The organism is Pseudescherichia sp., assembly GCF_031998825.1.
Classification (GTDB): domain Bacteria; phylum Pseudomonadota; class Gammaproteobacteria; order Enterobacterales; family Enterobacteriaceae; genus Pseudescherichia.
In genome coordinates this window covers 1-18,136 of record NZ_DAMACX010000022.1, presented here as the reverse complement: position 1 = coordinate 18,136, position 18,136 = coordinate 1, and the positions used below count along the sequence as shown (strand labels likewise).

Below are 18,136 nucleotides of genomic sequence, written 5' to 3'. Positions count from 1 at the left end.
CTATTATAACCCAATCAACCCCGGGGTGTTTCGCCAAAACAGGCGTTAACCACCCCGGAGCGGAGAGAGGATCAGGAGGCGGGAACGATCTGCGGCCGGTTGCCGCTCAGCTCGGTGACCAGGTCGTTAACCCCATCGCTCATGTTTTTAAAGCGGGTCAGGGGCGAACGGGTCACCACCACGAACACGCCGACGTTGCTCTTCGGGATCATCGCCATATAGGTAATAAATCCGCCGCCGCCGCCGGTTTTTTGAATGATCCCCGGTCGGCCCTCTTTTGGTGACATGTAGACCCAGCCTAGTCCCAGCGCGTCGGCTTTACCCGGCACGTCCATGCCCACCACGCGGGTCAGCTGATTACGCTGGTAAATAAGGGTCTGCATCCGATCGGCCTGGTTGCTGCGAGCGTAAAAATCTGATGAGAGGAACTGCTGCATCCAGCGCATCATATCTCCCGGCGTGGAGTAGACCCCGCCGCTGCCGATGGCCGCCAGGGTGTTGTCGCAGGGGCTAGCCCCTTTCTCTGCCACCATCAGGCGACGGCACTGATCCGGCGAGGGGGTAAAGGTGGTGTCCTTCATCCCCAGCGGGCGGGCGATCTGCTCGTCAAACAGCTGGGCGTAAGGCTTACCGGCGGCGTTGGCCAGCGCATCCGCCAGCAGGTCAAAGGCGAGATTTGAATAAGCCGCCTGCGAGCCGGGGGCGGTTTTCAGCGTCGCGGTCGAGAGCCAGTTCCAGCGCTGCTGACGGGTTGGCCATGTAAAGACCGAGCGGTGGGCCGCGCCGCCGGGCTGTTCGCGGGGCAGGGCGCTGGTGTGGGTCGCCAGGTTCACCAGCGTGATAGGCGATCCCTGCCAGCTCGGCACCCGTGCGCCGGGAGGGGCATACTTACTGAGCGGATCGTTGAGCTTTACGACGCCCTGATCGAGCAGCTTCACCAGCATCTCGCTGGTCATCAGCTTGGAGATAGAGGCAATGCGGACCAGCGAGTCGAGCTGGGGACGCACGTTATTGCCTGGACGCGTTTCACCGAAGCTGCGGAACACGCGCTGGTTGCCGTCGATCGCCACCATCGCCATACCGGTTGCGCCGCTGCCGTAGAAGATATGGTTGGCATAGCGATCGACAACGTCGGATGCAAACTCCGGGTCGGGGGAGGTCTGTGCCGCATTTACTGATGAAAAGGTCAGGGCGCACAACAGGGTGGATAAGAGCAGGCAACGTTTCAACGACAGCATCCATCAAAAAAGTTAAAGAGATAGAGCGTATTTATACTACTTACCGGCGCGATGCAAAGCCCGGAAAAGCGCTTTATTTTGCGGTCAAGCGTAACGCCGGGTAAACAGACGCTTTTTTCCTGCAACACAATGTCTTCTTTTGACATGAAGCGCTTGTGGTAATCTCACTGGCTTCGGTATTTTCATACCCACAGCGAATTAACGACACAATAAGAGTGAGCCGTCGCAGGAGTATTTCATGTTTAAATCTTTTTTCCCCAAGCCGGGGCCGTTTTTGCTCTCGGCGATCCTGTGGTCGCTGATCGCCGTCATCTTCTGGCAGGCGGGCGGCGGAGAGTGGTTAACCCGTATTTTCGGAGCCGCTAAAGAGACCCCGATAGGCGCGTCGCGCTTCTGGTCTGGCAGCTACCTGATCTTCTACGCCTATTACGCCCTCTGCGTAGCCGCGTTTGCCCTGTTCTGGTTTACCTACGCCCCACACCGCTGGCAGCGCTGGTCAATTCTCGGCACCGCGCTGATTATCTTTGTCACTTGGTTTATGGTCGAGGTCAGCGTGGCAATCAACGCCTGGTACGCGCCGTTTTACGATCTGATCCAGCGTGCCCTCAGCGCGCCGCACAAGGTAGCCATCGGCCAGTTCTATCGTGAAACAGGCGTGTTTCTTGGCATCGCGATGATTGCGGTCTTAGTCGCGGTGTTGAATAACTTTTTCGTCAGCCACTACGTCTTCCGCTGGCGTACGGCGATGAACGAATACTATATGGCCAACTGGCACCGCCTGCGCCATATCGAGGGCGCGGCCCAGCGTGTGCAGGAGGACACCATGCGTTTCTCCTCGACGCTGGAGGATATGGGGGTCAGCCTGCTCAATGCGATAATGAAGCTGATTGCGTTTCTGCCAATTCTTGTGGCCCTGTCGCCGCACGTACCGGAGCTGCCGATCGTCGGTCACGTTCCCTACGGGCTGGTGATCGCCGCCATCCTCTGGTCGCTGGTCGGTACCGGCCTGCTGGCAGTGGTGGGCATCAAGCTGCCGGGGCTGGAGTTTAAGAACCAGCGCGTCGAAGCAGCCTACCGTAAAGAGCTGGTCTACGGTGAGGACGATCCTGAGCGCGCCTCGCCGCCCACCGTGCGCGAGCTGTTTGGCGCGGTGCGGCGGAACTATTTCCGCCTCTACTTCCACTACATGTACTTCAACATTGCGCGCATTTTCTATCTGCAAATCGACAACGTTTTCGGCCTGTTCCTGCTGTTTCCGTCGATGGTTGCCGGTACGATTACGCTCGGCCTGATGACCCAGATCACCAACGTTTTCGACCAGGTACGCAGCTCGTTCCAGTATCTGATCAACTCCTGGACCACGCTGGTGGAACTGATGTCTATCTATAAGCGTTTACGTACCTTTGAGCGTGAACTTGACGGCGAGGATGTCGTACACGCGACAACCTCACTCAGCTAATGACCGGAGCGGCTATGCAAGCATCACGCAGTTTAACCCTGCTGGCGGGACTGATCCTCGTCGGCTGTAGCACCTCGCGCCCGCCGCCGCTCAAAGAGGGCGAGAAGGCGATCGACGTGGCGAAGCTGGTGCGGCAGAAGATCCCCGCCAGCGTAAAGGATCGTGACGCCTGGGCAGAGGATCTTGCCACCACCTTTAAGAGCCAATCCCTTGCGCCGACGCGGGAGAACGTCTGCTCTGTGCTGGCGGTGGCGCAGCAGGAGTCAAACTATCAGGCCGATCCTGCCGTGCCGGGGCTAAACAAGATCGCCTGGCAGGAGATTGAGAAGCGCGCCGGGCGGCTGCACATTCCTGCTTTTGTGGTGCGTACTGCGCTGAAGGTCCCTTCGCCCAATGGCAAAAGCTACGCTGAGCGGCTCGATAACGTCAAAACCGAGAAGCAGCTTAGCGCGATTTTTGACGACCTGATCAATATCGTTCCGCTGGGGCAGACGCTGTTTGGCTCTCTCAATCCGGTGCACACTGGCGGGCCGATGCAGGTCAGCATCGCCTTTGCCGAGCAGCACACCCGGGGCTACCCGTGGAAGATGGAGGGCACCGTGCGTCAGGAGGTCTTCTCCCGGCGCGGTGGTCTCTGGTTCGGAACTTATCACCTGCTTAACTACCCGGCCAACTACAGCGAGCCGCTTTACCGCTTTGCCGACTTCAACGCTGGCTGGTACGCCAGCCGCAACGCTGCCTTCCAGAGCGCGGTCAGCAAGGCCAGCGGCGTGAAGCTGGCGCTGGACGGGGATGTGATCCTCTACGGTAGCCGTGAAGCGGGCAGCACAGAGCGGGCAGTTCGCAAGCTGGGACCGGCGCTGGGACTCAGCGACGCCGAGATCCGTGACCAGCTGGAGCGGGGCGATCGTCAGGATTTTGAGGAGACCGAACTCTACAAAGGGGTCTATCGACTGGCGGAGAAGAAAAGCGGGAAAACGCTACCGAAAGCGCTGCTGCCGGGCATTCAGCTTGAGAGCCCGAAGATCACCCGCAACCTGACAACAGCCTGGTTTGCGAAGCGCGTGGACGATCGTCGGGCGCGCTGTATGCAAGCAAATTAGTATGCAAGCGAATTAATTTACTTACGGCGTCACGTTAATAGTGACGCCAGCGCAGCAGCAGGGCGATTACGCCGAGCAGGGCGCTGCCAATGAGAAACGGAACCAGACCAAAAATCGTGCCCACGCCGATTCCCATATCGATGTGTGGCCGATTGCTCTCCTGCATCTGCATAAAATTCTCAAACACACCCGGGGCGTGGATCAGCGCGTTTAGCAGTTGCGCACCTGCCCAGAAGCAGAGCAGCACGAAGACCGCATAAGCGATATTGCCCGGCATGGAGGCGTCTCGTCTCTTCTCGTTGGCAAAGGGCTTCGACATCATAAATTCTGCCATAGTGACCTCCGATACGCGTTATTGAGCTGGCAATGCACCAGTAATTCACGTTGATTTTGACAGGTCACAACGATTGTCAATATCAGATTGGTGACAATTTACGCATTATTATTAGCCCCATTTAAGGTTTTACATCTCCAGTCACAAAATCATGACTTTTGTTGCGTTTTATTAACGATTTCGGATTTTCCGCATGCGTCAGGGGCTTGCGGTGGGTAATATGCTCGGATGCTGTTTTTCTCTACCGGAGTTGCTATGAAACTGCCTGCCAAAATCCGCCGTGACTGGCACTACTATGCTTTTGCTATCGGGCTGATCTTTATTCTTAACGGCGTGGTTGGACTGCTGGGGTTTGAGGCGAAGGGCTGGCAAACTTACGCGGTCGGCCTGGTGACCTGGGTTATTAGCTTCTGGCTGGCGGGGCTGATTATTCGCCGCCGTCCCGAGGAGGAGACAGCGGCAGATCCGCAGGATTAAGCCATCGTACTTTTCAGGGCGCTATCGGCCTGATGGCGCGCTAACGCCAGATCGATCAGGCGGCTAATCAGATCGGTATAGCCGAGGCCGCTGGCCTGCCACAGCTTGGGATACATGCTGATATTGGTAAATCCGGGCAGGGTGTTGATCTCATTGATAATGATATCGTTCTCTTCGGTCAGGAAGACGTCTACCCGCGCCATGCCTGCACATCCCAGCGTCTCGTAGGCGGCGATGGCGGTCTGGCGAATAGCCTCGTTCACCGCAGGGTCGATCGCCGCCGGGATCACTACCTGTGCACCGTTGTCATCGATGTATTTAGTGTCGTAGGCGTAGAACTCGCTGTTGAGCACGATCTCGCCGCAGGTGCTAGCCTGCGGGTTATCGTTCCCCAGTACGGCACACTCAATTTCCCGCCCCTTAATGCCGGTCTCCACTACCACCTTATGGTCGAACGCAAAGGCGAGATCGACGGCGGCATGGTACTGCGCCTCACTGCTCACCTTGCTAACGCCTACCGACGATCCCTGGTTGGCCGGTTTAACAAACAGCGGCAGGCCCAGCTGCGCCCGTACGTCAGCAAAAGAGAGTCGCTGACGGTTAGCGCGGGTAAGGGTGATAAAGGGGGCAATCTTCAGCCCGGCGTCGCGCAGCAGGCGCTTGGTGACGTCCTTATCCATACAGGCCGCCGAGCCAAGCACGCCGGAACCCACGAACGGCAGATTTGCCATTCGCAGCATCCCCTGCAGGGAGCCATCTTCGCCCAGCGTGCCGTGGACGATAGGGAAGATCACATCTACTGCGGGTAGCGCCGCGCCGCTCTCGGCGTTGATAAGCTGCGCCGTCTCCCTCCCTGGAATATGTGCGACGCTAATCGCAGAGGGATTTAATGCGATACGGGCCGGATCGCTGGCGTTCTGTAAATAGTTAGCCGCGTCGTTGATGTGCCATTGACCCTGCTTATCGATTCCCAGCAGCACCACCTCGAAACGGCGTTTATCAATAGCATCAACAATATTTTTTGCCGACTGGAGCGACACCTCATGCTCCGCCGATTTACCACCAAAGACGATCCCTACCCGCATTTTTGCCATCACCACATCCACTCTTATTGCTCGAAAAAAGATACCTTACCACGGCAAAACGCGTGTTTCGCGGCCTTCTGCCATAATGTTTTTAGGTAATTAAAGGGGGAGCGCGTGAGAGGGACAGGAGCGATCGTTTTTTTGCTTATCGTGGGGGCAGGGGTGGTAGGCTATCGCCACCTGCCTTCGTACTACAATCCGTTTGTACCGCTGCGTCTCGACGATCCGCCGGGCCGCATCACCCAGTTTAAGCTTAAGCGGCTGACGCCCGAGCAGTGTGACGCTCTGCTGGTGGAGGCCAACCAAAAGAGGCTGATTGCTTCCCGGCCGGTCGCCGACAGCACTGGCACCTGTCCGCTGACCAACACCGTACGGGTCCGGGATTTTGGTCCGGTAAAACTCAGCAGTAGCTTTCTCGCCTCCTGCCCGCTGGCGCTTAGCTCGGCGCTCTTTGTGCAACAGCAGGCCCGGCCGCTGACCGAGCGCTACATGTCCAGCGAGCTGGTGCGCATCGATCATCTTGGCAGCTACGCCTGTCGCAACATTTACCATCGTGCTAACGCCCGGCTGAGCGAGCACGCCACCGCCGAGGCGCTGGACATCAGCGGTTTTCGCCTGGCGAACGGGCAGCAGGTAACGGTGCTGCGCGGCTGGAAGCAGGATAAAACTCAGCCCTGGCTGCGGGCGATGCTCAGCGCCAGCTGCGGCTACTACGGCAACGGCTTAGGCCCGGAGTATAATGCCGCCCATGCCAACCATTTTCACCTTGGGATGCGCGGGTATGGATTATGCCGCTAAGCATAATTCACAGTTATGCTATGCTGGAGCCTGCTGTTAAAACCTGAATAATTGCAGATGCTTATGGAATCCTGGAAGGTTAATCTTATTTCGGTATGGTTTGGCTGCTTCTTTACCGGCCTTGCGATCAGCCAGATTTTACCGTTCTTGCCGCTCTATATTGCCGAGATGGGCGTGACCTCGCACGAGGCGCTGTCGATCTGGTCCGGGCTGACCTTTAGCGTGACTTTTTTAGTATCGGCCATCGTCTCGCCGATGTGGGGAAGCCTTGCCGATCGCAAGGGGCGTAAGCTGATGCTGCTCCGCGCCTCGCTGGGGATGGCTATCGCCATTCTGCTGCAGGCCTTTGCCACTAACGTCTGGCAGCTGCTGTTTCTGCGGGCAATCATGGGGCTGACCTCCGGCTATATTCCTAACGCGATGGCGCTGGTGGCCTCGCAGGTGCCACGCGAGCGCAGCGGCTGGGCGCTCAGCACGCTCTCCACGGCGCAGATCAGCGGCGTCATCGGCGGCCCGCTGCTGGGGGGCTTTCTTGCCGATCACGTTGGCCTGCGGGCGGTGTTTTTCATCACCGCCACGCTACTGATGGTCAGCTTTCTGGTGACCCTTTTCCTGATTAAAGAGGGCGGTCGGCCCAAAGTCAGCAAGGCGCAGCGCCTGACCGGCAAGGCGGTATTTGCCAGTCTGCCCTATCCAAAGCTCATATTGAGCCTGTTTTTAACCACCATGGTGATCCAGCTCTGTAACGGCTCGGTAGGGCCGATTCTGGCGCTGTTCGTCCAGTCGCTGGCCCCGGATAGCAGCAATATCGCCTTTCTCAGCGGCATGATCGCCGCCGTGCCGGGCGTCTCGGCGCTGATGTCGGCCCCCCGTCTCGGCAAGCTCGGCGACCGGATAGGCACAGCGCGGATCCTGATGGCTACGTTAATCTGCGCGGTGGCGCTCTTTTTTGCCATGTCGTTCGTGACCACGCCGCTGCAGCTCGGTATCTTACGCTTCATGCTGGGGTTTGCCGATGGCGCAATGCTGCCCGCGGTGCAGACGCTGCTGTTGAAATACTCCAGTGACCAGGTGACCGGCCGTATCTTTGGCTACAACCAGTCGTTTATGTATTTGGGTAACGTCGCCGGACCGTTGATGGGGGCCAGCATCTCCGCGATGGCGGGTTTCCGCTGGGTATTTATCGCCACCGCCGTAGTGGTGCTGATAAACATCTGGCAGCTGGCCTTCGTTCTCAGGCAGACCCGTCGGGCTGCCGCCGGTGTGACGCAAAAATAGCGGTTAATAATGTTATTTTTACATTACGTGCCATGATAAATTTGGGTGAAAACTTTAAAAAATTGTGTATGGGGATAGTACGCGATGAAAAACCTGATTGCAGAGCTGCTGGTTAAGCTGGCGGAAAAGGAAGAAGAGTCAAAGGAGCTGGTTGCGCAGGTGGAGGCGCTGGAGATTGTGGTTACCGCTCTGCTGCGTCATATGGCACAGCCGGAGCAACTGGCATTAATTCAAAGTATTGAAGGGGCGCTGGAAGCGGTCAGCCCTGACTCACAGGTTCCTCGCCAGGATACCGAGCTGCTGCAGCAGTACCTCAACAAGCTTCTGCACCACCCACGCTCCCGGTAAGCGTAGCCCTATCGGGTGAGTGTGATCTTCCTCTCACCCGAAATATCATACTTTCTCCCCGCCGCGCCTCTCTATAATTTTGGGAAATGTTTCAGAATATTCCCAATAATGATGAATGATAACAATCTTTATTCTAAAACGGCAGTAAACAAGGAGTGGGTTGATACCCCCAGCCAGGACGAGCACTTCCTGTCTGGCCAGCTTTTTGCACGGCGACTCAGATTGCCGCGTATTTTTGGCCTTGGATGCCTCTTTTTCCCCTTAGGCGGCGCGATGACCTCTCAGCCCGTTGCCGGAGGCTGGTGGCTATTTCTCTTAAGCTGGTCATTTGTCTGGCCGCATCTTGCCTGGCAGCTGGCGAGCCGCTCAAGCGATCCTCACGCTGCCGAAATCAATAACCTCAAAATTGATGCAATCCTGGCGGGGATCTGGATTGGCGTGATGGGGATGAATATCATGCCGTCAGCGGTGTTGGTGATGATGGTCAGCCTGATGCTGATGGGCATGGGCGGGCCGCGACTGTTCGGCATTGGCATCGTCCTGCTGCTGGGCGCCAGCCTGGTGATGCTTCAGCTTACCGGCACGGCGATAACCTTCACCAGCGCACCGCTGGAGTGGTGGCTCTGCCTGCCGTTTATCTTGCTTTACCCGCCGCTGTTTGCCTGGGTTAGCTTTCGTACGTTTACCCGGCTCGCCAGGCAGAAGCAGCGCCTGCGGATCATGAGCACCCGCGACGGCATGACCGGCGTCTATAACCGGCGGCACTGGGAAATTTTGCTGCGCAACGAATTTGAAAGCTGCCGACGCAACCAGCGGATGGCAACGCTGCTGCTTATCGATGTGGATTACTTCAAGACCATTAACGATACCTACGGCCATGACGTGGGGGATGAGGCGATTATCGCCATTAGCCGCCATCTGCAGCTGACCCTGCGCGGGAGCGATATCATCGGGCGCTTTGGCGGCGACGAGTTTGCGGTGATCATGAGCGGCACACCGGTCGACAGCGCGCTTGCCGCGATGAGCCGGGTCCACGATACCCTGGCGGAGATCCGGCTCCCCTGCGCGCCGCATCTGACGCTGCAAATCAGCGTGGGCCTCGCGCCGCTTACCCCAGGCACGGAGCACTATCGCGACTGGCTAAAAGCCGCTGATATGGCGCTCTATAAGGCGAAGAAAGGCGGCCGCAACCGCACAGAGGTGGCTGCCTGAGGTCTATTAATACACTTGACTTCAATGTTCCTGGCCTTAAAATTACACAAGGATGGTTACAGGGATTCAGCTAATGAATCGCATCCCGCAGCCGAAAACGGTTCGACCAGTTCGACGTAATTGCGACCTGCCCCGTTTAATCTGCATTCTTTTTGATTAGACGGCTGAGGCCCCCGAAAGGGGGTCGTTACTTATCTGTTATTAATTTCTTTTGGGCCTTTTCTATTTTTGGGCTTTCTTACCGTATCTATTGCAATCTTATATAAGCTTAGTGGTTTAGTCATTACAGGCTGATTAATTGAGCCAGGCCCTATGCGGGCAAAGAATGCAGAAAGTATATGCATCCGCAACAGTCGGTTCTCTTTAAAAAAGGCCACGCAGATTTTATAAGGTTCAATTCGCTGGGTAGCGCTATTCATCATCTGAATCGTAAAATACTTCTCTGTTGTTGTTTGATATAATGCAAGCGAAGGTAGATTAGGAAGGATATGCTGCAACTGCTTAGAGGCTTCATAGCGCTCCATGCAGACAGTCAGAGACTCTCGCGCATCCGAATATTTCACAGGAATATTAAAGGGGGTATCATTTTTTGCAAAGCAGTGAAGGCCGTAAGTTACAACGAATTTAAATTCGTTATTATTCCCTCTATATATAATTTCATGGGCGTTTAAATGTGTTAGCGGATAGCTTGTATTACGCCAGCTAAAAGCATCCCACTTTTGAATGGAATTAATATGGTATTTAGCCACCGTTATCCTCCAAACTATTTCTGGAGGCCAGCATAGCGTGTCACACTGTTAAAAAGATCATAATTGAAAGATGTTGCAGGCAGGCTCGCAAATAATTTACAGCCTGCCGGATTTAATTACCTGATGCGATCAAAGCTTGCTCAGCGCGTCAGATTTCTCCATGCACTTGGTCATGGCTTCAATCACCGCGGCGCGGAACCCGCGCTCCTCCAGCATTCGCACCGCCTCAATAGTGGTGCCGCCCGGTGAGCAGACCATATCTTTCAGCTCGCCGGGGTGCTTGCCGGTCTCCAGCACCATCTTCGCCGACCCCATTACCGCCTGAGCAGCAAACTTGTAGGCCTGCGCGCGCGGCATACCGCCCAGTACGGCAGCGTCAGCCATCGCTTCGATAAACATAAAGACATAGGCCGGGGCGGAGCCGCTGACGCCTACCACCGGGTGGATCATCGATTCAGCCACCACTTCCGCTTCGCCAAAGCTGCGGAAAATAGCCAGCACCTCGGCAACATCTTCCGGGGCCACTAGCGCGTTCGGGGTAATGGAGGTCATGCCCGCATTCACCAGCGCCGGAGTGTTGGGCATGGTGCGCACGATTTTGCGATCGTGGCCGAGGGCGCGCGCCAGCTGATCCAGGGTGACGCCTGCGGCAATCGACACCACCAGCGTATCTTTGTTCAGGCTGGAGGTAATTTCGCTCAGCGTTTTGATCATCACGTTGGGCTTCACCGCGCCAAAGACAATATCGGCGATCTGCGCGACTTCCTGCGCGCTCTGCGCCGGGTTAATGCCGTACTGGCTGCTGAGGGCCGCGACCTTCTCCGGCGTCGGGGTATAAACCCAAACCTGCTCTGGCTGCACCTGGCCGCTGGCAATCATCCCGCCCAGAATGGCCTTACCCATATTGCCGCAGCCGATAAATCCAATCTTTTTCTCCATCGCCTTTTCCCTGAATGTGTGATTAATGGGGGAGTTATAGCTTATCATAGTGACCATAAACTATTCAGGAGCAGCTATGGCAATTTGGGTGGATGCGGATGCGTGTCCGAATGTAATTAAAGAGATCCTGTTTCGCGCAGCCGAACGGACGCAGACGCCGCTAACGCTGGTGGCGAACCAGACCCTGCGCGTACCGCCTTCAAAGTTCATCCGCTCCCTGCGGGTGCCGGCGGGTTTTGACGTGGCCGATAACGAAATTGTGCGCCTGTGCGAACCGGGCGATCTGGTGATCACCGCCGATATTCCGCTGGCGGCAGAGGTGTTAGAGAAGGGCGCGGCGGCGCTTAACCCACGGGGAGAGCGCTATAGCGAGGCCACCATCCGCGAAAAACTGACGATGCGCGATTTCATGGATACCCTGCGCGCCAGCGGGGTGCAAACCGGCGGGCCGGATAGCCTCTCCCAACGCGATCGTCAGCTCTTTGCCGCCGAGCTGGACAAATGGCTGCTGGCGCGATCGCGGCAGGACTTGTCAACGGGACGCCCTTTAAAGTAAGGTGGCGCGACAGATGCCATTTTATCTTTACACGCTGAAACAGGCCATTCATCGCAGTGTCATTATAAATTCGTAACGTTTTATTTACGACTTTTTCGTACTAGTGTAATAGTATTGGCGCTTCAACTATTCGTGTTCCGCAGATCGCGGTACAAGGGAGAACACCAGGTCATGACGTTACCCATCTTTTTAATTGGCGCTCGCGGTTGTGGAAAATCCACCATCGGTGTTGAGCTGGCTCAGGTGCGAGACTGCCGGTTTATTGATACCGACCATGCGCTGCAGGAGCAGGCGCAGATGACCATTGCGGCGATCGTTGAAAAAGAGGGCTGGCCCGGTTTTCGCGCCCGTGAAACGGCGACGCTGCAGGCCGTCTCCGCGCCCTCGACGGTCATTGCCACCGGCGGCGGGATTATTCTCAGCGAGGTTAACCGCCGCTTTATGCGTGAGACGGGCGTCGTCATCTATCTTTGCGCCCCCGTTGCGGTGCTGGCCGAGCGGCTGGCGGCGTTTCCTGAAGAGGCGCAGCGTCCGACCCTCACTGGCAGGCCGATAAGCGAAGAGGTGAGCGAGGTGCTGGCCCAGCGCGATACGCTCTACCGCGAGACGGCGCACCACATAGTCGATGCAGCGCAGGCACCTGAGAAGGTCGTTGCCGATATTCAGGCGGCGCTGCTGCTCGCCCGGGCGAGCTGATCGCAGATCGTGACCTTTGACTATACTCATAGCTCTACCAATAAAAAAGGAAGCGCTATGCCTACAAGACCGCCTTACCCGCGTGAAGCCCGCATTGTTACCGTCGAGAAGGGAGGCCAGCAGGAGACTGTGACCTGGTATCAGCTGCGTGCAGACCATCCTGAACCCGACTCGCTGATTAGCGAGCACCAGACCGAGCAGGAAGCGCTGGATGCTAAACGGCGCTATGAGGATCCTGATAAAACGTAATTTACTCTCCCGCTTCATAAAATCAGACAGCCTTTAGGAAGCGGGAGGTTGAAGGTTACAGAATTGTTATGAGAGCATAGGTCCGTAGCATAATGATAAGAACAGGCGACTGACGTTAAGAAAGGCGGAAACAAAATGAGTGCAACCCTGGCTATCCTCACCGTAGGTGTGGTGCCTGTCGATGCTGTGATGCCGCTCCTGACCGAGCACATCGATGCCCAGCAGATTACCCAAATTAGTTTGCTGGGGAAGATGGATCCTCAGGATGTCTATGAGGATTACGCCATCGAGCCGGGGGAGTTACCAGTTCATGCACTGCTTAATAACGGTGAAGTAGCCCAGGTTTCACGCAAGAAAATAGAGCGCGATTTGCAGGCCGTTATCGGCGTTATCGACAAGCAGAACTACGACGTCATTTTACTGATGAGCACCGAGCGCTTTAGCGGGCTTACGGCCCATCACGCTATTTTACTGGAGCCTGAAAGGATCATCCCGCCGCTGGTCTCTTCAATTGTTGATGGCCATCAGGTTGGCGTCATTGTTCCTCTCGCTGGGCTGATCCCGGGCCAGATGGATAAGTGGCAGCTGTTAGAGAACGCGCCCTATTATGAAGTCGCCAGTTCTCTGCACGGCAGCGATACCGACCTGATTGCCGCCGGACAAGCTTTGGTGGCCAAAGGCGCTGACGTATTGATCCTGGATTGCCTCGGCTATCATCAAAAACACCGTGACCTGCTACAAAAAGCGCTGGATGTACCGGTACTGCTCTCTAACGTGCTGGTCGCCCGTCTGGCATCAGAGCTGCTGCTATAGCCATTTTTCGTGAAAGAAATTTTGCGTGACAGAGACGAAGGCTGGCCCCTATAGTGATTTTCCATACACTTATTTATAAGGGCCACCCATGCTTCAGAGTAACGAATACTTTTCCGGTAAAGTGAAATCCATTGGTTTTACCAGCAGCAGCACCGGCCGCGCCAGCGTAGGCGTGATGGCCGAGGGTGAGTACACGTTTGGTACGGCCCAGCCGGAAGAGATGACCGTGGTGAGCGGTGCGCTGAACGTACTGCTGCCCGGCGAGACCGAATGGAAAAGCTACTCTGCTGGTGAGGTGTTCAACGTGCCGGGCCACAGCGAATTTCATCTGCAGGTAGCTGAAGATAGCGCCTACCTCTGCCGCTACCTGTAACGCATTCTGCCTGTCCCCTGCATCTGTCCCCTATATTGAGGGGACAGTGCCTGCTGCCTTAGCGCTGCGCTTCGCCGCCGAGGCCTTCCACCAGATTCTGCACCAGCGCTGCCAGCTCGCCGGTCATCAGGATAAAGTCCGCGTCAAAACGCTGGGCAAAATCATCCCGGTCAATATCCTCATTCTGATCGCGCAGTTCATCAGCAAACTTCAGCCGCTTGATTGAGCCGTCATCGCACATCACAAACTGGATACGCTGCTGCCAGTCGAGGGCCAGTTTAGTCACCAGCTTGCCCGCTTCAATGTGCACCGCGATCTCATCGCTCACCAGATCCTGCTTTTTACAGCGGATCACGCCGCCATCTTCGAGGATCGCCTTCAGCTCGGCCTCGTCCTGGATCTGGAAGCCCTGCGCCGCGCTGCCGCTGCGGACCCACTCGGTCAGGGTCAGTTCGATAGGGTTCTCAAGGGTCAGTGGTACCACCGGCAGCGAACCGAGGCTTTTACGCAGCAGGGCCAGCGTATCTTCCGCTTTCTTGGCGCTGGCGCAGTCGACCATAATCAGGCCGTTAACGGTATCGATCCACATCATGGTCTGGCTGAAGCGGCTAAAGGCGCGCGGCAGCAGAGAGTGGAGCACCTCATCCTTCAGCGAGTCTTTTTCGGTCTTCTTCAGCTTGCGGCCCTGATCGGCCTCCAGCTTGGCAATCTTTGATTCCAGCGCCTGCTTCACTACCGTCGACGGCAGGATTTTCTCTTCTTTGCGGGCGCAGATGATGATTTGGCCATTGTTGGTGTGGGTCAACGCATCACTATGTGAACCCATCGGCGGAACCCAACCGGTTTTTGCCATATCCTGGCTACCACAAGGGGTAAATGAGAGCGCGGATAACTGTTTTTCCATCTCCTCTGCACGCAGCGCAATATCGCGGCTGAGACGGTAAACCATTAAATTTTTGAACCACAGCATGATATTTTCCACAGCCTTGTCGTTAAATGCAGCGGGCATGATAGCGAATTGTCTTGCCGCTTGCATTGCTAATCCCCCGGTGGGGTTCTACTCTCTTGATATTGCTAAAAATAAGGAGATCGCTGTGCGTATAGGTATTGATTTGGGCGGTACCAAAACAGAGGTGATTGCGCTCGGCGACAGCGGGGAACAGCTGTTCCGTCACCGCCTGCCCACGCCGCGTGACGACTATCAGCAGACCATTGAAACCATCGCCACGCTGGTCGACATGGCAGAGAAAGAGACCGGCCAGCAGGGCACGGTGGGGATGGGTATTCCTGGCTCGATCTCGCCCTATACCGGGGTGGTCAAAAACGCCAACTCCACCTGGCTGAACGGCCAGCCGTTTGATAAAGATCTGAGCAAACGCCTGGGCCGGGAAGTGCGTCTGGCGAACGATGCTAACTGCCTGGCGGTCTCAGAGGCTATCGACGGCGCCGCGGCCGGGGCGCAGACCGTTTTCGCAGTGATTATCGGCACCGGCTGCGGCGCGGGCATCGCGTTTAACGGTCATGCCCATTCAGGTGGCAACGGCACGGCGGGGGAGTGGGGACATAATCCGCTGCCGTGGATGGACGAGGACGAGCTGCGCTACCGGGAGGAGGTGCCGTGCTACTGCGGCAAGCAGGGGTGCATTGAGACCTTTATCTCCGGGACCGGTTTTGCCCGTGATTTTCATCGCCTGAGCGGCCAGCCGCTGAAGGGTAACGAGATTATTCGTCTGGTGGGCGAGCAGGATGCCGTGGCCGAGCTGGCGCTGAGTCGCTACGAGCTGCGGCTGGCGAAGTCGCTGGCGCACGTGGTGAATATTCTCGATCCGGACGTGATTGTCCTCGGCGGAGGCATGAGTAACGTCGACCGGCTCTATAAAACCGTGCCGCAGCTGATCAAAAACTGGGTGTTTGGCGGCGAGTGCGAAACGCCGATCCGCAGGGCGGTACACGGCGACTCCAGCGGCGTCCGCGGTGCGGCGTGGCTCTGGCCGCTGGAGAAGTAGCTCCCAGACGAGGGCATGTTTCGTAGGCCGGGTAAGCGTAGCGCCACCCGGCATATTCACGACACAGCAAATTTGCCGTCGAGCTTGCTGTAGCCCAGACCGTTGATCTTCCTGACCTTGATCTGCACCGGGATCCGCTCCTTCATCGCCTCGACGTGGCTGATCACGCCGATGGTCTTGCCGCTGGCGTTGAGCGCGTCGAGAGCATCGAGGGCGGTATCCAGCGTTTCGCTGTCCAGCGTGCCGAACCCTTCGTCAAGGAACAGCGAGTCGATACGGGTTTTGTGGCTCACCAGATCCGAGAGCGCCAGCGCCAGCGCAAGGCTAACGAGGAAGCTCTCCCCACCGGAGAGGGTGCGCGTATCGCGTACCGCGTCCGCCTGCCAGGTATCCACCACCTCCAGCTCCAGCGCCTCGCTCGCTTTCCGCTTCAGCAGATAGCGACCGTGCAGGCGAGTGAGCTGATTGTTTGCCAGCCAGACCAGGTTATCCAGCGTCAGTCCCTGAGCGAACTTACGGAACTTATCCCCCTCTTTGGAGCCAATCAGCCCGTTCAGGTAGCCCCAGTCCGCCAACTGGCGGGTGGCCTCCTCAATCTCCTGCAAAAGCACCTGCTGGCGCTGGCGGCTTTCGGCGTCCTGTTTAAGCTGCTGGCGGATCTCACCCTGACGGGTGGTGTTCTCGCGCAGCTGCTGCGCCAGAGCGTTTAGCGCCGCCCGCGTCCCTTCAATATTCGCCTCCTCGCTCAGTCCGGCAGGTGGCTGGCTCTGGTGCGTAGCCAACGCGGCTTGGGCCTGAGTCAGCAGGGCCTGGCTCTGCTGTAGCCTGCTCTCCAGCGACTGCTGAAGCTGCTCAAGACGCTGACGTTCACCCTCGTCAAGCAGCGCGGCCAGAAACGCCTGCCGATCGGCAAAGGGACTCTGCGCCAGCTCGGCGTCAAACTGCGCCTGCTGCTGCGCCACGCGCCCGGCCTCCAGCGCCAGCTGTTGCTGTAGGGTTTGCACCTGGCCGTGGAGAGAGACGCAGTCGTGGTGCACCTGCTGCCAGCCCTCAAGGCTGACGAGGTCTCCTTCGGCCGCGCCGTCGACAGGAAGCGTCTCCAGCAGGGGCTGGAGCTGGGCTATGCGCTCCTGTAACGTCGTGGCATGGACCTGGTTCTGCTGCCATTGACGGGACTCCTCCTCGCGGGCGGCAAACCAGGCAGACTCTTCCTCGCCTGCGGGCAGGGTCAGTCCGAGCTGGGCCAGACTCGCCGCCAGCGTCTGGCGGCGGGTATCAATGGCCTGCTGGGCGTGTACCGCCTGCTGCTGTAGCTCGTTAAGCTGCTCCTCCAGCGCCAACCGCTGGCTGAACCGGTAGAGCTGGTGCTCGCGGGCCTCCTCAGCCTGCAACCAACCGCTGACGTCATCCTCAGGGGAGAGCGTCATAGCGAGCGCGGCGCACAGCTCGCGCCACTGCTGACGCAGGTTCAGATCGTTTTGCGCTTCGGCCTCGGCAGCAAGGCGATCCCTCTCGCTCTGCTTCACCAGCGCATCAAGCTGGCCGCGCAGGGCTGCGCCGCTCTCCGCCAGCTGTTTGACCTCACGCTCAAGGGCATCGCGCCGGGCCTGGTTGGCATCCACGGTCATTGCCTGATACTCCGCGACCGCCGGGTGGGCTGTCGATCCGCACAGCGGGCAGGGCTCACCGGCCCGCAGGCGCTCGCGCTCGGCCTCCAGGCCTTTGATCCGCTCTTCCAGCGCGCAAATCGTCTTTACCTCGGCCAGGAGCGCATTCTTCTCTTTATACGCCTGACGGCGCTGGGTCAGGGCCTGATTGAGATGCGTCTGCTCAGCCTCGCTCTCGGCCAGCGTCTTTTGCAGCTGTTTAATACGCTGCTGGAGAGGAGCAAAGCTGGCATGCAGCACGTGCAGGCGCTGGCGCAGCGGGCGCTGTTGGGCCAGATCGGCTATCGCCTGCTGCAACGCTTCGGCGCTCAGGTCCAGCGCAGGCGCGTTCAACGCCGTCAGCTGCTGCTGAAGCTTTTCCCGGCGTGCGCTGAGCGTTATGGCGTGCTTTCTCTCCTCAGCCTGCTGAGCAAAGTTGGCCCGCCAGCCGGTCAGCTCGCTCTGCCACAGCCGCCAGCGATCGTGAGCGGTTAGCCAGTCGGCCAGCGTTTTCTGCTCCTGCTGGAGCGTACGCATCTGCGCGTCGGCGGCGGTGCGGATGCGGCTGCGCTTGCTCAGCAGCTGCTGTAAGCGAGTATTCACTTCTTCTGCCTGACGCTGGGTCTGGCCGTGGGTGCGGATCTGCTCCTGCAAACTCTGCCATATCGGCCGCAGCAGCAGAGCGGGTCGGGCCTGCTCCAGCGCGGCAAGCTGCGGGCGGGCGTTCGCCAGCGCCTGCTGGGCGGTATTCTGCGCGGTCTGTGCCCGGCCAGCGTC

20 protein-coding genes are annotated in these 18,136 nt (G+C 57.8%); 13 read left to right on the top strand and 7 right to left on the bottom strand.

The annotated features are described in order from the left end of the window. Nucleotides 1-71: 71 nt before the first annotated feature. Nucleotides 72-1,229 carry a D-alanyl-D-alanine-carboxypeptidase/endopeptidase AmpH gene (gene ampH, locus RTP97_RS11810; RefSeq protein ID WP_312413774.1) on the bottom strand — a complete coding sequence of 386 codons (1,158 nt, stop codon included), beginning with the start codon at nt 1,227-1,229 and terminating at the stop codon, nt 72-74. Nucleotides 1,230-1,476: 247 nt separating this feature from the next. On the opposite strand from ampH, the gene sbmA reads away from it, so the two are divergent. Beyond that, a complete protein-coding gene (gene sbmA / locus RTP97_RS11805) occupies nt 1,477-2,697 on the top strand; it encodes a peptide antibiotic transporter SbmA (protein WP_312413772.1) in 1,221 nt (406 codons plus the stop codon). A gap of 14 nt (nt 2,698-2,711) precedes the next feature. Continuing rightward, nucleotides 2,712-3,800, top strand: a complete 1,089-nt coding sequence (locus RTP97_RS11800; RefSeq protein WP_312413770.1) for a DUF1615 domain-containing protein — start codon at nt 2,712-2,714, stop codon at nt 3,798-3,800. A 34-nt stretch (nt 3,801-3,834) separates the two neighbouring features. Here the strand turns inward: RTP97_RS11800 and RTP97_RS11795 are convergent, their stop codons facing one another. Continuing rightward, complete coding sequence (locus tag RTP97_RS11795) at nt 3,835-4,134, bottom strand: DUF2755 family protein (RefSeq protein WP_312413767.1); 300 nt, start codon at nt 4,132-4,134, stop codon at nt 3,835-3,837. Nucleotides 4,135-4,389: 255 nt separating this feature from the next. Between RTP97_RS11795 and RTP97_RS11790 the strand changes: the two genes are divergently transcribed. After that, complete coding sequence (locus tag RTP97_RS11790; protein WP_312413764.1) at nt 4,390-4,611, top strand: DUF2754 domain-containing protein; 222 nt, start codon at nt 4,390-4,392, stop codon at nt 4,609-4,611. Here the strand turns inward: RTP97_RS11790 and ddlA are convergent. Then, entirely contained in the window at nt 4,608-5,705 is a 1,098-nt protein-coding gene (gene ddlA / locus RTP97_RS11785; RefSeq protein ID WP_312413761.1) for a D-alanine--D-alanine ligase, read from the bottom strand. The genes RTP97_RS11790 and ddlA overlap by 4 nt on opposite strands. Before the next feature lie 105 nt (nt 5,706-5,810). Here ddlA and RTP97_RS11780 point away from each other — a divergent pair, with 105 nt between their 5' ends. The 4 genes from RTP97_RS11780 (at nt 5,811) to adrA (ending at nt 9,332) form a co-directional block, all read left to right on the top strand. Beyond that, the gene (locus RTP97_RS11780) at nt 5,811-6,494 is read left to right on the top strand and encodes an extensin family protein (protein WP_312413759.1); all 684 of its coding nucleotides are present in this window, start codon (nt 5,811-5,813) and stop codon (nt 6,492-6,494) included. Between the two features lie 63 nt (nt 6,495-6,557). After that, nucleotides 6,558-7,772, top strand: a complete 1,215-nt coding sequence (locus RTP97_RS11775) for a multidrug efflux MFS transporter (protein WP_312413757.1) — start codon at nt 6,558-6,560, stop codon at nt 7,770-7,772. Between the two features lie 84 nt (nt 7,773-7,856). Further along, nucleotides 7,857-8,120 (top strand): anti-adapter protein IraP, encoded by a 264-nt coding sequence (iraP, locus tag RTP97_RS11770; RefSeq protein WP_312413755.1) that lies wholly within the window; start codon nt 7,857-7,859, stop codon nt 8,118-8,120. Between the two features lie 96 nt (nt 8,121-8,216). Beyond that, nucleotides 8,217-9,332, top strand: coding sequence for a diguanylate cyclase AdrA (gene adrA, locus RTP97_RS11765; protein WP_312413868.1), 1,116 nt, complete (start codon nt 8,217-8,219; stop codon nt 9,330-9,332). A gap of 191 nt (nt 9,333-9,523) precedes the next feature. Here adrA and RTP97_RS11760 read toward each other — a convergent pair whose 3' ends face one another. Together RTP97_RS11760 and proC are read right to left on the bottom strand one after the other, a co-directional pair. Continuing rightward, the gene (locus RTP97_RS11760) at nt 9,524-10,081 is read right to left on the bottom strand and encodes a hypothetical protein (protein ID WP_312413753.1); all 558 of its coding nucleotides are present in this window, start codon (nt 10,079-10,081) and stop codon (nt 9,524-9,526) included. Between the two features lie 129 nt (nt 10,082-10,210). After that, nucleotides 10,211-11,020, bottom strand: a complete 810-nt coding sequence (proC, locus tag RTP97_RS11755) for a pyrroline-5-carboxylate reductase (RefSeq protein WP_312413751.1) — start codon at nt 11,018-11,020, stop codon at nt 10,211-10,213. Nucleotides 11,021-11,096: 76 nt separating this feature from the next. On the opposite strand from proC, the gene RTP97_RS11750 reads away from it, so the two are divergent. The 5 genes from RTP97_RS11750 to ppnP all read left to right on the top strand — a co-directional run bounded on the left by RTP97_RS11750 (nt 11,097) and on the right by ppnP (nt 13,707). Continuing rightward, a complete protein-coding gene (locus RTP97_RS11750) occupies nt 11,097-11,576 on the top strand; it encodes a YaiI/YqxD family protein (RefSeq protein ID WP_312413750.1) in 480 nt (159 codons plus the stop codon). 171 nt (nt 11,577-11,747) lie between these two features. Continuing rightward, nucleotides 11,748-12,272: a shikimate kinase AroL gene (gene aroL, locus RTP97_RS11745; RefSeq protein WP_312413749.1), complete on the top strand. Its 525-nt coding sequence runs from the start codon at nt 11,748-11,750 to the stop codon at nt 12,270-12,272. Nucleotides 12,273-12,329: 57 nt separating this feature from the next. Beyond that, a complete protein-coding gene (gene yaiA, locus RTP97_RS11740) occupies nt 12,330-12,521 on the top strand; it encodes a protein YaiA (RefSeq protein WP_312211123.1) in 192 nt (63 codons plus the stop codon). A gap of 135 nt (nt 12,522-12,656) precedes the next feature. Beyond that, complete coding sequence (locus RTP97_RS11735; protein WP_312413746.1) at nt 12,657-13,334, top strand: AroM family protein; 678 nt, start codon at nt 12,657-12,659, stop codon at nt 13,332-13,334. An 88-nt stretch (nt 13,335-13,422) separates the two neighbouring features. Further along, the gene (gene ppnP / locus RTP97_RS11730; RefSeq protein WP_312413743.1) at nt 13,423-13,707 is read left to right on the top strand and encodes a pyrimidine/purine nucleoside phosphorylase; all 285 of its coding nucleotides are present in this window, start codon (nt 13,423-13,425) and stop codon (nt 13,705-13,707) included. Between the two features lie 58 nt (nt 13,708-13,765). Here ppnP and rdgC read toward each other — a convergent pair whose 3' ends face one another. Further along, complete coding sequence (gene rdgC / locus RTP97_RS11725; protein WP_312413741.1) at nt 13,766-14,677, bottom strand: recombination-associated protein RdgC; 912 nt, start codon at nt 14,675-14,677, stop codon at nt 13,766-13,768. 124 nt (nt 14,678-14,801) lie between these two features. Here rdgC and mak point away from each other — a divergent pair, with 124 nt between their 5' ends. Beyond that, complete coding sequence (gene mak, locus RTP97_RS11720; protein ID WP_312413739.1) at nt 14,802-15,713, top strand: fructokinase; 912 nt, start codon at nt 14,802-14,804, stop codon at nt 15,711-15,713. Nucleotides 15,714-15,769: 56 nt separating this feature from the next. Here the strand turns inward: mak and sbcC are convergent. After that, nucleotides 15,770-18,136 (bottom strand): exonuclease subunit SbcC (sbcC, locus tag RTP97_RS11715; protein WP_312413737.1); only part of this gene is annotated, 2,367 nt, incomplete at its 5' end.